Annotated in this window: 14 protein-coding genes; 11 read left to right on the top strand and 3 right to left on the bottom strand. The window is 72.9% G+C overall.

Going from position 1 to position 13674, the window contains the following annotated elements:
- Positions 1-287: 287 nt before the first annotated feature.
- Positions 288-629: a hypothetical protein gene (locus QWZ14_RS11840; protein WP_290316870.1), complete on the top strand. Its 342-nt coding sequence runs from the start codon at positions 288-290 to the stop codon at positions 627-629.
- Positions 630-631: 2 nt separating this feature from the next.
- Here the strand turns inward: QWZ14_RS11840 and QWZ14_RS11845 are convergent, their stop codons facing one another.
- On the bottom strand, positions 632-2287 hold the full coding sequence (locus QWZ14_RS11845) for an NAD(P)/FAD-dependent oxidoreductase (RefSeq protein WP_290316871.1): 1656 nt from the start codon (positions 2285-2287) through the stop codon (positions 632-634).
- Between the two features lie 58 nt (positions 2288-2345).
- On the opposite strand from QWZ14_RS11845, the gene QWZ14_RS11850 reads away from it, so the two are divergent.
- The 6 genes from QWZ14_RS11850 to QWZ14_RS11875 all read left to right on the top strand — a co-directional run bounded on the left by QWZ14_RS11850 (position 2346) and on the right by QWZ14_RS11875 (position 6663).
- A complete protein-coding gene (locus tag QWZ14_RS11850) occupies positions 2346-3311 on the top strand; it encodes an aldo/keto reductase (protein WP_290316873.1) in 966 nt (321 codons plus the stop codon).
- The gene (locus QWZ14_RS11855) at positions 3308-4198 is read left to right on the top strand and encodes a DMT family transporter (protein WP_290316874.1); all 891 of its coding nucleotides are present in this window, start codon (positions 3308-3310) and stop codon (positions 4196-4198) included. Before QWZ14_RS11850 ends, QWZ14_RS11855 begins: the two co-directional genes overlap by 4 nt.
- A 163-nt stretch (positions 4199-4361) precedes the next feature.
- Positions 4362-4898: a YciE/YciF ferroxidase family protein gene (locus tag QWZ14_RS11860; protein WP_290316875.1), complete on the top strand. Its 537-nt coding sequence runs from the start codon at positions 4362-4364 to the stop codon at positions 4896-4898.
- Between the two features lie 33 nt (positions 4899-4931).
- Entirely contained in the window at positions 4932-5072 is a 141-nt protein-coding gene (locus QWZ14_RS11865; RefSeq protein WP_290316876.1) for a hypothetical protein, read from the top strand.
- Positions 5069-5809: a metal ABC transporter ATP-binding protein gene (locus tag QWZ14_RS11870; RefSeq protein WP_290316877.1), complete on the top strand. Its 741-nt coding sequence runs from the start codon at positions 5069-5071 to the stop codon at positions 5807-5809. The genes QWZ14_RS11865 and QWZ14_RS11870 overlap by 4 nt, the downstream gene beginning before the upstream one ends.
- Positions 5809-6663, top strand: a complete 855-nt coding sequence (locus QWZ14_RS11875) for a metal ABC transporter permease (protein WP_290316915.1) — start codon at positions 5809-5811, stop codon at positions 6661-6663. The genes QWZ14_RS11870 and QWZ14_RS11875 overlap by 1 nt, the downstream gene beginning before the upstream one ends.
- Before the next feature lie 9 nt (positions 6664-6672).
- On the opposite strand, the gene QWZ14_RS11880 is transcribed toward QWZ14_RS11875, so the two are convergent.
- A complete protein-coding gene (locus QWZ14_RS11880; RefSeq protein WP_290316878.1) occupies positions 6673-8271 on the bottom strand; it encodes a GMC family oxidoreductase in 1599 nt (532 codons plus the stop codon).
- A gap of 153 nt (positions 8272-8424) precedes the next feature.
- Between QWZ14_RS11880 and QWZ14_RS11885 the strand changes: the two genes are divergently transcribed.
- From QWZ14_RS11885 to QWZ14_RS11900, 4 genes are read left to right on the top strand one after another with little or no spacing between them, the layout of a single operon-like run.
- Positions 8425-9657: a mandelate racemase/muconate lactonizing enzyme family protein gene (locus QWZ14_RS11885; protein ID WP_290316879.1), complete on the top strand. Its 1233-nt coding sequence runs from the start codon at positions 8425-8427 to the stop codon at positions 9655-9657.
- Between the two features lie 15 nt (positions 9658-9672).
- On the top strand, positions 9673-10638 hold the full coding sequence (locus QWZ14_RS11890) for a Bug family tripartite tricarboxylate transporter substrate binding protein (protein WP_290316881.1): 966 nt from the start codon (positions 9673-9675) through the stop codon (positions 10636-10638).
- Positions 10635-11609, top strand: coding sequence for an NAD(P)-dependent oxidoreductase (locus QWZ14_RS11895; RefSeq protein WP_290316882.1), 975 nt, complete (start codon positions 10635-10637; stop codon positions 11607-11609). Before QWZ14_RS11890 ends, QWZ14_RS11895 begins: the two co-directional genes overlap by 4 nt.
- A 22-nt stretch (positions 11610-11631) precedes the next feature.
- Positions 11632-12483, top strand: coding sequence for an isocitrate lyase/PEP mutase family protein (locus QWZ14_RS11900; protein ID WP_290316883.1), 852 nt, complete (start codon positions 11632-11634; stop codon positions 12481-12483).
- On the opposite strand, the gene QWZ14_RS11905 is transcribed toward QWZ14_RS11900, so the two are convergent.
- Complete coding sequence (locus tag QWZ14_RS11905) at positions 12476-13666, bottom strand: glycosyltransferase WbsX family protein (protein WP_290316885.1); 1191 nt, start codon at positions 13664-13666, stop codon at positions 12476-12478. The genes QWZ14_RS11900 and QWZ14_RS11905 overlap by 8 nt on opposite strands.
- Positions 13667-13674 lie beyond the last annotated feature (8 nt).

Raw genomic sequence — 13674 nt, forward strand, 5'->3', positions numbered from 1 at the left:
GCTCAATTTCCCTCAATTTCCTGGCGCTAACACGCTGGAATTCCTGGGTTCTGGCCCGGGAATTTTTAGAATTGAGGCTTGAGCGGGGGTGGGCTGCGGGACCATCCTGCCGGAAGGATTATATTCCTTTCGACTGGCTGGGTGCAAGGCTGAAGCCCGGCCCAGGCCGCGGGATCTTCGCCCGGGGGGCGAACGAATATACTGTTCTTCAATCGCAATCGTTCTAGTCTGCCGGCCGGGACGCAGCGGGATCGCGCCAGGCTGCCGCCCGCCTGCCGGAGACCCGCATGATCCGCCGTTTCGCCCTCTCGCTCGCGCTGCTCGGCGCCTTCGCCCTGACCGAGGCCGCCGCCCAGGGCTGCGACACCTCGATCGACGTCGTGAACAATTCCGGCGTGCAGATCGACGAGCTCTATTTCAACCCGACCAGCAACAGCAACTGGGGCCGCGACCGCCTGGGCCAGAACGTGCTGACCCCCGGCCGCAGCGCCGGCTTCCGCCCGGGCCGCGGCGGCACCTACGACTTCAAGGTGGTCTGGAGCGGCGGCAACGAGGCCGAGATCCGCGGCGTCGACATCTGCACCATCAGCCGGGTCATCGCCGCCCGCGGCCGGCTGGTCGCGGAATAGCCTCAGCCATAGGCCTCGACGTCGAGCTCGACGCCGCGGCTCATCTGCCTCGGCACCTCCTGGCCGGTCGCCAGGAGGGCCAGCGCCTCCGCCACCCGGATGCCGTCGACCCCGGCGCTGAGGATGCCCCCGGCATAGCCGGCACCCTCGCCGGCGGGAAACAGGCCCGGGGTGTTCAGGCTCTGGAAGTCGAAGCCCCGCCGGATGCGGATCGGGCTGCTGGTGCGGGTCTCGACCCCGGTCATGACCGCATCGGGCCGGGCGAAGCCGGGGATCTGGCGGTCGAAGGCGATGAGGGCCTCCCGCATGGCGGCCACCGCGAAATCCGGCAGGCAGAGCGCCAGGTCGGTCGGGGTCACCCCCGGCTTGTAGCTGGGCAGGACCTCGCCGAGCTCGGTCGATGGCCGGCCGGCAAGGAAGTCGCCGACGAGCTGCCCGGGCGCCCGGTAGGCGCCGCCGCCGGCCGCGAAGGCGGCGCTCTCCCAGCGGCGCTGGTAGTCCATGCCGGCGAGGACGTCCCCGGGGTAGTCGGCCGGGGAGATGCCGACGACGAGGCCGGCATTGGCGTTGCGCTCGGCGCGCGAGTACTGGCTCATCCCGTTCGTCACCACGCGGCCGGGCTCGCTCGTCGCCGCCACCACGGTGCCGCCGGGGCACATGCAGAAGCTGTAGACGCTGCGGCCGTTGGCCGCATGGTGCACCAGCTTGTAGTCGGCCGCACCCAGCAGCGGGTTGCCGGCATTCGGGCCCCAGCGGGCGCGGTCGATCATGCCCTGCGGATGCTCGATGCGGACGCCGATGCTGAAGGGCTTGGCCTCCAGATGGACGCCGCGGTCGCGCAGCATGGCGAAGCTGTCCCGGGCGCTGTGGCCGATGGCCAGCACCACCTGCCGCGCGGCGATCTCCTCGCCCGACTCCAGCGCCACGCCGCGCACGGCGCGGTCCCCGTCGAGCAGCAGGTCGGTGACCTTGCAGCCGAAGCGGTATTCGCCACCCAAGCGCTCGATCTCGGCGCGGATGCTCTCGACCATGGTCACCAGGCGGAAGGTGCCGATATGGGGGCGGGAGACGTAGAGGATCTCCTCCGGCGCCCCGGCTTTCACGAACTCCTCCAGCAGCTTCCGGCCGTAGTGCCGGGGGTCCTTGATCTGGCTGTAGAGCTTGCCGTCGGAGAAGGTGCCGGCACCGCCCTCGCCGAATTGCACGTTGCTCTCGGGCGTCAGCACGCCGCGGCGCCAGAGCCCCCAGGTATCCTTGGTGCGCTGGCGGACCACGGTGCCGCGCTCGAGGATGATGGGGCGGAAGCCCATCTGCGCCAGGATGAGCGCGGCCATGAAGCCGCAGGGGCCGGTGCCTATGACGATGGGGCGGGGGCTGCCCGCGGGCGCCCGGGCCACGAATTTGTAGCGCGTGTCGGGGGCGGGGCGGATATTGGCGTCGCCGGCGTGGCGGGCGAGTACCGCGGCCTCCCCGGCCACCTCCAGGTCGAGCGTGTAGACCCACATGATGGCGCGGGGCTTGCGCGCGTCATGGCCGCGGCGGAACACCGTCAGGCCCCGCAGCGCGGCCTCGTCCAGCCCGAGGCGGGCGAGGGTGGCGGCGCGGAGGGCCTCCGGCGGGTGGCCCAGGGGCAGGCGCAGTTCGGTGAGGCGGAGCATGGGTTTCCAGAAGGCGACCGGGGCGGGCTAGGCTTCCCTTAGCCGGGAGGGCATTGGGATGGAACAGCGGGTCTTGGGGCGCACGGGGCTGAAGGTCTCGGTGCTGGGCTACGGCGCCGGGGCGGTGGGCGGGCTGATGGTGCGGGGGACGCCAGCCGAGCAGGAGCGCTCGGTCGGGACGGCACTCGATGCGGGGATCACCTATGTCGATACCGCGCCCTCCTATGGCAATGGCGAGAGCGAGCGGAACCTCGGCCGGGTGCTGAAGGCGCTGGGGGCGAGCCCGGTGCTGGGGACCAAGGTGCGGCTGCCGGCCGAGGCCCGGGGCGATATCGCCGGGGCGATCACCGCCTCGCTGGAGGCGAGCCTGGCGCGGCTGGGGCGGGAGAGCGTGGACCTGTTCCAGCTGCATGACCCGATCGGCGGTGCCGAGGGCCTGAGCCTGGCGCAGGTGCTGGAGGAGGCGGTTCCCGCCATGCAGCGGCTGCAGGCGGCGGGGAAGTGCCGCTTCCTCGGCATCACCGCGCTGGGGGAGGTGGCGGCGTTGCAGGCGCTGTTCGCCAAAGGGGTGATCGATACGGCGCAGGTGCCGTTCAATGCGCTGAACCCCTCCTGGCTCGGCCTGCTGCCGGCCTGCCTGCCGGGGCAGGACTTCGAGGCCTTGGGGGTCGCGGCGGCGGCGCAGGGCGTCGGGCTGATCGGCATCCGCATCCTCGCCGCCGGGGCGCTCTCGGGCGAGGCGGCGCGGCACCCGACCGCCATGCCGGAGGTGGCGCCGATCGCCTCGGCCGCCGATTACGCGACCGACCTGGCCAATGCCCGGCGGCTGGCGCCGCTGGTGGCGGAGGGGGCCGCGGCGTCGCTGGCCGAGCTGGCGATCCGCTTCGCCATCTCCGCGCCGCTGATCGGCACGGCGCTGATCGGCACGGCATCCCAGGAGCAGCTGGAGGTGGCCCTGGCGGCGGCGGCCAAGGGGCCCTTGCCGGCGGCGGTGCTGGAGCGGGTCGCGGCGCTGATGGCGTGAACGGCGCCCTCTGGGGCGGCTTCGGCTACCTGATGGTGACGGCCACGGCCTGGGGGCTGAACTGGCCGATCATGAAGCTGCTGATGCAGGACTGGCCGCCCTTCTCCTTCCGGGTGCTGGCCGCCTGCGGCTCGGTCACCCTGCTCGGGCTGATCGCCCTGGCGCAGGGCGACGGGCTGCTGCCGCGGCCGGAGCACTGGGGGCGGCTGGCGGTCGCCGGGGTGCTCAACGTCACCTCCTGGCTGCTCTTCGCCCCGCTGGCCATCCTCTGGCTGGATGCCTCGGAGGCGGCGATCATCGCCTATACCATGCCGGTCTGGGCGACGATGCTGGCCTGGCCCTTCCTCGGGGAGAAGCCGGGCTGGCGGCGGGTGGCCGGGCTGGTGCTGGGGCTGTCGGGGGTGAGCCTGCTGATGGCCGGACGGCTCGACCTCGGGGGCGGCCCAGGGGCAGGATCCTGGGGCAAGCTGCCGGGCGTGGCGGCGATGCTGATGACGGCGCTGCTGTTCGCCTGCGGCACCATCTGGACCAAGCGCTTTCCCGTCGCCATGGCGCCGGTGCCGCTGGTCGCCTGGCAGATCGCCATCGGCGCGCTGCCGGTCGCCGTGGTGGCGCTGGCCTTCGAGACGCTGCGCTTCGGCGCCGTCGGCCGGCTGGGCTGGGGCTGCCTGGTCTATGCCTCGGTCATCGGGCAATGCCTGGCCTACCTCGCCTGGTTCCGGGCACTGAAGCGGCTGAAGGCGGGGACGGCGGCGATCGGCTCGCTGCTGGTGCCAGTGGTCGGCGTGCTCGGCAGCGCGGCGCTGCTGGGGGAGCCGCTGGGGCTGCGGCAGGGGGCCGCGCTGGCGCTGACCCTGGGCGGTGTCGCGCTGGCGTCCCGCGGCTGATCAACATGGCTTGGTGCCTGACGGTGTCAGCGAAGTCGCCGCGGGCCATGGCATTGCTGTGACAGTCTCGGATGCATCATCGTTTCGGGGCTTCGTTGCTCTGGGCCATGCAACTGCCGCCCCGTCCCCGCGGTTGTCGTCCTGCCAACCGGAGGAAAGCACCATGGAAAACGACGTCCGCGAATTGCTGGTCGCCCAGCTGAAGGATGCCTACAGCGCCGAGAAGCAGGCCCTGCGGGCCATGCAGAAGTCCGTCCGCCAGGCGAGCGATCCGACGCTGAAGGACTGCATCACCCTGCATATCGAACAGAGCCAGGCGCAGATCGAGAAGGTCGAGCAGGCGCTCGAGTCGCTCGGCGCCAAGCCCGGCCGCGTGGTCTGCGAGGCGATGCGCGGCCTGGTCGAGGAAGGCACGCATGAGATGGAGGACCACGAGAAGGGGCCGATCCTCGACCTCGTGATCGTCGCCAGCATGCAGCGGATCGAGCATTACGAGATCGCCGCCTATGGCACCGACATCGCCCTGGCCCAGGCCCTCGGCGAGGGCACGGTGGTGGCGCTGCTCGAGGAGATCCTCGCCGAGGAGAAGCAGACCGACGTCAAGCTGACCGAGGTGACGCAGTCCAGCCTGATGGCGGCGGCGATGGGCGGGGCGGCGGCGAACGACGCCAAGTCGGGCGGGAAGCGCAAGGCGTCCTGAACCCTCGGCGGGGGGGCTGGCAGGCGGCCGGGGGTGATGTTATCTCATAACATCATGTCCTGGCCCTTTCCCGACCCGCTCGCCCTGTCCTCCGGCGCCGCCGCCCGCCTCGTGCTGGCGGCGGCCGTCGCGGCCGCGCTCTGGGCCGGCGTCGCCTGGGCCATGGCGGCATGAACGGCGTCGCCGCCCCGGCCGAGATCCGGCTCGCCGACCTCACCGTCAGCCATCAGCGGCGCGCGGCGGTGCACCACCTCTCGGGCCGCTTCGCGCCGGGCAGCCTGACCGCCGTGGTCGGCCCCAACGGCGCCGGCAAGACCACCCTGCTGCGGGCGCTCGCCGGGTTGCACCGGCCGGACCACGGGCGGATCGAGGGCGCCGCCGGGCAGGTGGCGCTGCTGCCGCAGCAGGCGCTGCTCGACCGCGGCTTCCCGCTGTCCTGCCTTGATGCCGTGCTGTTCGGCCTGTGGGGCGAAAGCGGCGCCTTCCGCGCCATCGGCCGGGCCGGCCGCGACCGGGCGGCCGAGGCGCTGGCTGCCGTGGGCCTGCAGGGCTTCGCGCGGCGGCCGGTCGGCAGCCTCTCGGCCGGGCAGTTCCAGCGCGTGCTCTTCGCCCGGCTGCTGCTGCAGGATGCGCCGGTGATCCTGCTGGACGAGCCCTTCAACGCCCTCGACGCCCGCACCGCCGCCGAGCTGCTCGGCGTGGTCCGCCGCTGGCATGGCGAGGGCCGCACCATCGTCGCGGTGCTGCACGACCTCGAGCTGGTGCGGCGCGAATTCCCCGAGACCCTGCTGCTGGCCCGAGACTGCCTCGGCTGGGGCCCGACCGGGGAGGTGCTGACCGCGGCCAACCGGCTCCGCGCCCGGATGATGGCGGAAGCCTGGGACGAGCAGGCCGAGGCCTGCGCCGCCTGATTCTCGATCCCTTCCTCGAATTCGGCTTCCTGCGCCGGGCGCTAGTCGGCTGCCTGGCGCTGTCGGTGGCGGCGCCGCCGCTCGGCGTCTTCCTGATGCTGCGGCGGATGAGCCTGACCGCCGACGTGCTGGCGCATGGGATCCTGCCCGGGGTCGCCGCCGGCTTCCTGGTCGCCGGGCTGTCGCTGCCGGCCATGGCCTTCGGCGGGCTGGTCGCCGGGCTGCTGGTCGCGGTCGGCGCCGGGGCGCTGTCCCGCGCCACGGGGGGACGGGAGGATGCCTCGCTCGCCGCGCTCTATCTCGTCGCGCTGGCCGCCGGCGTCGCCATGGTCTCGATGCGCGGCGGCGCGGTCGAGCTCACCAACCTGCTGTTCGGCAGCGTGCTCGGGGTCGACGACGGGGCGCTGCTGCTGATGGCGGGGGCGGCCAGCCTCACCCTGCTGGCGCTGGCGCTCGCGTGGCGGCCGCTGGTGCTCGAATGCTTCGACCCCAATTTCGCCGCCGCGGTCGGCGCCCGCGGCGCCGGCTGGCACCTCGGCTTCCTCGGGCTGGTGGTGCTGAACCTGCTAGCCGCCTTCCAGGCGCTGGGCACGCTCATGGCGGTCGGGCTGATGATGCTGCCGGCGATCGCGGCGCGGCACTGGGCGCGGCAGGTGGGCGGCATGGCCTATGCGTCGGTCGCCATCGCCATGGTGGCGAGCGCGGCCGGGCTGCTGCTGTCCTTCCATGCCGATGTCCCGGCGGGGCCGGCGGTGGTGCTCTGCGCCGGCCTCGCCTGGCTGGTCTCGGTGGTGGCGGGGCCGGTCGACGGGCTGCTGGCCCGGCTGGTCCGCCGCCGCCACCTGGCGGGGTAGCGCCGGGGCTCAGGCCGCCGCCAGCACCATCTCCGCCGCCTTCTCCCCGATCATGATCGCGGGCGCGTTGGTATTGCCCGAGGTCAGCGTCGGCATGATCGAGGCATCGGCCACCCGCAGCCCGGACAGCCCGTGCACCCGCAGCTGCGCATCCACCACCGCCATCGGGTCCTGGCCCATCCGGCAGGTGCCGACCGGGTGGTAGGTCGTCTCCGCCGCGCGCTTCACCCAGTCCAGGATCTCGTCGTCGCGCTCCTGCGCCACCCCGGGGGCGATCTCCGAGATGCCGAGCGGGGCCAGCGCCCGGGCATTCATCACGCTCCGGGCGATCCGCACCGCCTGCACCGTCAGCGCGGCATCGACCGGCGAGGAGAGGAAGTTGAAGCGGATCGCCGGCGGCTGGCGGGGATCGGCGCTGGTGACGTGGATGTGGCCGCGGCTCTCGGGCCGCATCGGATGGGCGTAGCAGGTCATGCCCGCCTGCGCCGCGATCCGCGGCCCCTGCGGCCCCGGCTCGGTCAGCATCGGCACCCAGCCGAGCAGCAGGTCCGGCGCCTCCAGCCCCTCGCGGGAGCGGACGAAGGCGCGCAGCGGCGCCGCCACCATGCCGAGCATGCCGCCCCCCGAGAGCGCATACCGCAGCGCCTGCCGCACCAGCCCGACGCCGCGGCCGCGGTCGTTGAAGGTGACGCCGCGGCTGCCGACCGCCCAGCGGGTGCGCGGCGCGTAGTGGTCGCGCAGGTTCTCGCCGACGCCGGGCAGGGCGTGCCGCACCGCGATGCCGAGCGCCCGCAGCCGCTCCGGCTCGCCGATGCCGGACAGCTCCAGCAGCTGCGGCGAATTGATCGAGCCGCCGCTCACCACCACCTCGCGCCCCGCCCGCGCCTCGCGCGGCTGGCCGCCCACCGAATAGCGCACCCCGATGCAGCGCTGGCCATCGAGCAGCAGCGATTCGGCCAGCGCCCCGGTCTCGATCCGCAGGTTGGGCCGGCGGCGGATCGGCGCGAGGTAGCATTGCGCCGTGCTCATGCGCCGGCGGGCGGCGATGGTCGCCTGGCTCATGGCGATGCCGTCCTGGGTCGCGCCGTTGTAGTCGGGGTTGTGGGCGATGCCGACCTCGGCCGCGGCGGCGATCAGCGCGGCGTAGAGCGGCTCGCTCGGGGCCGGGTTGGTGACCCGGAGCGGGCCGTGGCGGCCGCGGTAGGCGTCGTCGCCCGGGCCCTCGTAGCGCTCCATGCGCTTGAAGACGGGCAGCACGTCGGCGTAGCTCCAGCCCTTGTTGCCCATCTGCGCCCAGGTGTCGAAGTCCTGCGCCTGGCCGCGGACGAAGGCGAGGCCGTTGATGGCGCTGGAGCCGCCGAGCAGCCGCCCGCGCGGCACCGGGATGCGGCGGCCGTTGGTGGCGGGCTCGGGCTCCGCGGCATAGAGCCAGTTCACCGTCGGGTTGGTCAGCAGCTTGGCGTAGCCGATCGGCACATGCGACCAGGGATGCCCGGCCGGGCCGGCTTCCAGCAGCAGCACCCGGTGGCGCGGGTCGGCCGAGAGCCGGTTCGCCACCACCGCGCCGGCGGAGCCGGCGCCGACGATGATGTAGTCGTAGCTTTGCATCGTTTCCTGCCCCCGGCGGTGCCGGCGGCGTCCGCCCCGGCCCCTGTGCCTGCGCCGATCAACCCACGCGCCGCGCTCTTGTGCAAGCCATGCGGGGGCACCAGGCAGCCGCCGTGCTAAGGCTGGCGCGACACGCTGCGCGGAGGAGTGCCCATGTCCCGGATCACCTGCCTCAGGACCATCCGCATCGCCGAGCGGCCCAACCTGATCTGGGTCGAGCTCGAGACCGACGAGGGGCTCACCGGCCTCGGCGAATCCTTCCGCGGCGCCGAGGCGGTGGAGGCGGTGCTGCACGAGCAGGTCGCCCCCTGGCTGGTCGGCCGCGACAGCCGGCGGATCGAGGCGGTCTCGCGCCACCTGATGACCCCCTACCTCGGCTTCCAGAGCACCGGCGCCGAGGTGCGGGCGGCCAGCGCCATCGACCTCGCGCTCTGGGACCTCGCCGGCCAGCGCCACGGCATCCCGGTGCACGAGGCGCTGGGTGGGGCCATGCGGAGCGAGATCCGCACCTACAACACCTGCGCCGGCTATGCCTACAACAGCGGCATCGCCCGCGGCGCCACCGCCGCCGGCCGCCGCGACATCGGCGCCGACGACAGGCCCATCGGCCCCTACGACGACCAGCTCGCCTTCATGCGGGATGCCGGGGCGCTGGCCGAGAGCCTGCTGGCCGAGGGCTTCACCGCCATGAAGATCTGGCCGCTCGATGTCCAGGCCGCGGCCTCCGGCGGGCAGATGATCACCCTGTCGGAGCTCAAGGCGGGGCTCGAGCCCTTCCGCCGCATCCGCGCCGCGGTCGGCGAGCGGATCGAGGTGATGGCCGAGCTGCACAGCCTCTGGTCGGCCGAGGCCGCCGCCCGGATCTGCCACGCGCTGGAGGACCTGAACATTTTCTGGGTCGAGGACCCGATCGCCAAGATGGGCGACTTCAAGGCGCTCGCCGACCTCCGCCGCCGCAGCCGGGTGCCGATCTGCGGCAGCGAGACGCTGGGCGGCGCCGTCAGCTTCCGGCAGATGCTGGAAGCCGAGGCGGTGGATTTTGTCATGCTTGACCTCGCCTGGTGCGGCGGGCTGACCGAGGGGCGCAAGATCGCCGCCCTGGCCGAGGCCTTCGCCCGGCCGCTGGCGCCGCACGACTGCACCGGGCCGGTGACGCTGATGGCCGGCCTCCACCTCGCCATCCATGCCCCGACCGCCATCTTCCAGGAAGTGGTGCGCGCGACGCTCGCCACCTGGTACCGCGACCTCGTCACCGAGCTGCCGCTGATCGTGAAGGGCATGGCCCAGGCGCCGACCCGCCCCGGGCTCGGCACCGCCCTGCTGCCGGATGTGCGCGCGCGGGAAGATGCTACGGTGCGGCAATACGGCACGCCGAACGCGGCCTGAACGGGAGAGAACACCATGCACCGCCGCACCATCCTGGCCGGCTCCGGCCTGCTCGCCATGCCCGGCATCCTCCGTGCCCAGGAGATCACCCAGACCATCCGGCTGGTCGTCCCCAATGCGCCCGGCGGCACCAGCGACATCCTCGCCCGCCTCATCGCCGCGCCGCTGGCCAAGGCGCTCGGGCAATCCGTGGTGGTCGAGAACCGCACCGGCGCCGGCGGCAACATCGGCGCCGACTACGTCGCCAAGAGCCGGCCCGACGGCAGCACCATGCTGCTGCTCGACGTCTCCGTGCTGGCGACCAACCCGGCGCTGTTCCCGAAGCTGCCCTTCGACACCCAGCGCGACCTGGCGCCGGTCAGCATGCTGATCTACGCGCCCTATATCCTGGCGGTCAGCAATGCGCTGCCGGTGCAGGATGCCGCGAGCCTCGTCGCCTATGCCAAGGCCAATCCGGGCAAGCTGAACGCCGCCAATGCCGGCACCGGCACGCTGAGCCATATCGTCGCGCTCTCGCTGGCCAATGCCTGGGGCACCGAGATGACCTCGGTGCCCTACCGCGGCGGCGCGCCGGCGCTGCTGGCGCTGGTCTCGGGCGAGGCCAGCCTGACCATGGCCGGCGCCACCCAGTCCCAGGCCTATGTGGTGAACGGCCAGATGCGCGGCATCGCCGTCTCCGGCCCGCACCGGCTGCCGGCCGTGCCGAACCTGCCGACCTTCGCCGAGCTCGGCTGGCCCGAGCCCGACGCCGGCACCTGGCAGGGGCTGCTGGTCCAGGGCGCGACGCCCCCGGCGCTGGTCGCCCGCATCGAGCGCGAATTGCAGGCCGTACTGGCCGAGCCGGCGGTGAAGGCGCGCATCGCCGAGCTCGGCGGCGAGGTCCGCACCGACGGCGCGGCGGCCTTCCGCGACCGGCTGGCGCAGCAGACGGACTCCTACGGCCGCATCATCCGCACCAACAACATCCAGGTGGATCAGTGACGCGGCTGCATGTGCAGGTGAACCCGGCCTCCATGCTGGCCGGGGAGATCACGGAGGAGCGGGTGCGGGCCGGGGCCGCCGCCTTCGGCGACGGCCTCGCCCTCAGCTTCGGCACCACGCCCGCGGCGCTGGAGGCTGGGCTGGCCGAGGCGGAGGTGCTGCTGCTGACCGGCAAGGCGCCGCTCGAGGACCTCGGCCGCCGCGCCCCGAGGCTTCGCTGGCTCAGCTACACCAGCGCCGGGGTGGAGTGGCTGGTGGACACGGACTTCCCGCCGCGGCTCCAGCTCACCAATGCCAGCGGCACGCATGAGCCGAAGGCCGCCGAGTTCACCCTCATGGCCGTGCTCATGCTGAACAACCACCTGCCGCAGCTGCTGGCGGCAACACGGGAGAGGCGCTGGGCGCCGCGCTCCGGCGGCACCGTCGCCGGCCGGACGGCGCTGATCCTCGGCATGGGCGCGCTGGGCGGCGCCGCGGCGACCGCGCTGCAGCGGCAGGGCATGCGCATCATCGGCAACAGCCACGGCGGCCGGCCGCATCCGGCGGTCGCGGTGATGACGACGGGCGAGGGCTTCCGCGCGCACCTGCCCGAGGCCGATGTCCTCGTCATCGCCCTGCCGCTGACGGCCGCCACCCGCGGCCTCATCGGCCGGGCGGAGCTCGACCTGCTGCCGCGCCACGCCGGGGTGGTGAACATCGGCCGCGGCGAGATCCTCGACGATGCCGCGCTGGCGGCGAAGCTGCGCGAGGGCAGCCTCGGCGGCGCCGTGCTGGATGCCCTGCCGCAGGAGCCGCTGCCGCCGGACTCGCCGCTCTGGGACACGCCCAACCTCATCATCACCCCGCATTGCGGGCTGTACGATCCCACCGCCTACGGCCCGCGCTGCCTGGACGGCTTCTTCGCCAACCTCCGCCGCTTCCAGGCCGGCGAGCCCCTGGCGCACCGCGTCCTGCCCGACCGCGGCTACTGACCCCCGACAAAGGATGACCGCCATGACCCCGCCCGACCGCCTCCGCGCCCTGCTCGCCGAACCCGGCTTCGTCACCATGCCCGCCGTCTGGGACGGGCTGAGCGCCAGGCTCACCGCCGCCGCCGGCTTCAAGACCGCCTTCCTCTCCGGCTCCTGCTGCGCCGCCAGCCGGCTCGGCGGACCCGACCTCGACCTCATCTCCTTCGGCGAGATGTTCGACAGCTTCACCATGGTCCATCGCGCCGCACCGGAGCTGCTGGTGCTGGCCGATGGCGACCACGGCTACGGCAATGCGATGAACGTGCAGCGCACCGTGCGCGCCTATGGCCAGGCGGGTGCCGCCGCCATCCTGATCGAGGACAAGATCACCCCGCGAGCGCTGACCGCCGCCGGCAAGCCCTGCCTGCCGCGCGAGGAGGCGCGGATGAAGCTGCGCGCCGCGGTGCAGGCGGCGAAGGAGAGCGGCATCCTCATCCTCGCCCGCACCGATTGCCGCCCGACCCAGGGCATCGACGAAGCGGTGGCGCGGATCGAGATGTTCGTGGCCGAGGGCGCCGACATCCTCTTCCTCGACAGCCCGGCGGATGCGGATGAATACTGTCGCGCCGTCGCCGCGGCCGGGGGCAGGCCCTCCTTCGCGGTGCTGACGCCGACGCCGACCACGCCCTCCCGCGCCGAGGCGGAGGCGCTCGGCCTGAAGATCGGCACCTATCCGACGGGGATGCTCTCCCCCGCCATCGCCGGCATCCAGGCCGGGCTGAAGGCCTTGCTGGCCGGCGAGGCGGCGGCGCCCTCCGCCCTGCCGCCGGCGGAGCTGCGGGCGACGCTGGGCTATGGCGACTACGACGTGGCGGCCAAGCCCTTCATCAGCTGAGGCGGGGAGGGGGCGGAGGGACTTCGGACCCCGGCAGCAGCTCGGCGCGGATGGCGTCGAGGAAGCCGTGGCCCCATGCGGCGTCGGGCTCGACGTAGTTGCCCTCCGCCCACTCGTTCCAGGCCTTGAGGAAGACGATCCGCTCCGCCGGCGGGTGGTCGGCCACCCGCCGCACCGCCTTGCCCAGCAGGCTGCCGACCATCGCCGGGGTGCTGCCCTCGTAGACCACGCCGCGCGGCCCGGAGCGCGGCGTGTTGTCCCAGCCCGTGAGGACGCAGGGCAGGAAGCGCCGCTCCTCCGGCATGCCGGCGAAGGCTTGCTCGACCACCTCGCGGAAGTCGAAGCGGCGGGGCTGGCCCTGCCGCCGCTGCAGCAACTTGCGGGCGAAGTAGCCGGCCGACTGCGGCTGCAGGATGCGCCTGGCCCGAGCCAGCTTGCCGGCCGGCAGGCTGTCGATGAAATCCTGCGGCGCCAGCTGGGTCACCGCGTCGAAGGGCGCCACCAGCGGATTGCGGTAGGGATCGATGTCCGGGGCGTAGCGGTTGCTGATGGCGACGAAGTACAGGCCCGGCAGCCCCGCCTGCTCGGCCAGCCGGCGCCAGTGCCGGATGAAGGCGGCGGCATCCGGCAGGTCATGCGGGGCGAAGATTGCAAACAGCGGCTTGCCCTCGACCGTCACGTGCCGCGGGTCGCGGAAGGCCGGCAGGCACCAGTCGAAATGCGCCTTCTCGTCCTCCGGCCCGGGATAGGCCTGCTCCATCAGGACGGATTTCGGGTTGCCGTGCCAGATGCCGGTCCAGGACTGGTTGGCCCAGGCCAGGCAGAAGGGGAAGTCCGGCTGGCCGGTCTGCATCACCTCGGCGAAGGGCCGCTCGAGGATGCGGCGGCCGTTGCCGAACCAGTAGTGCCAGTAGCAGAAGCCCTCGATCCCCGCCGCCCGGGCCAGCGCGGCCTGGCGCTGCCGCACCTCCGGCACCCGCAGGTCGTAGAAGCCGAGGTCGGCCGGCAGCTTGGGCTGGGCATGCCCGGGAAAGAGCGGCGTCGCCTTGGCGACGTTGGTCCATTCGGTGAAGCCGGCGCCCCACCAGGCGTCGTTCTCCGGGATGGGATGGAACTGCGGCAGGTAGAAGGCGAGCACACGGGCCTTCGGCGCCGGCAGGGAGGCAGCTTCGGCTACAGTCAAAACAGATA

The sequence above is a fragment of the Paeniroseomonas aquatica genome (genome assembly GCF_030409335.1).
Lineage (GTDB): Bacteria > Pseudomonadota > Alphaproteobacteria > Acetobacterales > Acetobacteraceae > Belnapia > Belnapia aquatica.

Bases quoted from the DNA above. Each gene is read 5' to 3' on its own strand.
- QWZ14_RS11840 (WP_290316870.1), top strand. From the start codon at position 288: ATGATCCGCCGTTTCGCCCTCTCGCTCGCGCTGCTCGGCGCCTTCGCC.
- QWZ14_RS11845 (WP_290316871.1), bottom strand. From the start codon at position 2,287: ATGCTCCGCCTCACCGAACTGCGCCTGCCCCTGGGCCACCCGCCGGAG.
- QWZ14_RS11850 (WP_290316873.1), top strand. From the start codon at position 2,346: ATGGAACAGCGGGTCTTGGGGCGCACGGGGCTGAAGGTCTCGGTGCTG.
- QWZ14_RS11860 (WP_290316875.1), top strand. From the start codon at position 4,362: ATGGAAAACGACGTCCGCGAATTGCTGGTCGCCCAGCTGAAGGATGCC.
- QWZ14_RS11870 (WP_290316877.1), top strand. From the start codon at position 5,069: ATGAACGGCGTCGCCGCCCCGGCCGAGATCCGGCTCGCCGACCTCACC.
- QWZ14_RS11880 (WP_290316878.1), bottom strand. From the start codon at position 8,271: ATGCAAAGCTACGACTACATCATCGTCGGCGCCGGCTCCGCCGGCGCG.
- QWZ14_RS11885 (WP_290316879.1), top strand. From the start codon at position 8,425: ATGTCCCGGATCACCTGCCTCAGGACCATCCGCATCGCCGAGCGGCCC.
- QWZ14_RS11890 (WP_290316881.1), top strand. From the start codon at position 9,673: ATGCACCGCCGCACCATCCTGGCCGGCTCCGGCCTGCTCGCCATGCCC.
- QWZ14_RS11900 (WP_290316883.1), top strand. From the start codon at position 11,632: ATGACCCCGCCCGACCGCCTCCGCGCCCTGCTCGCCGAACCCGGCTTC.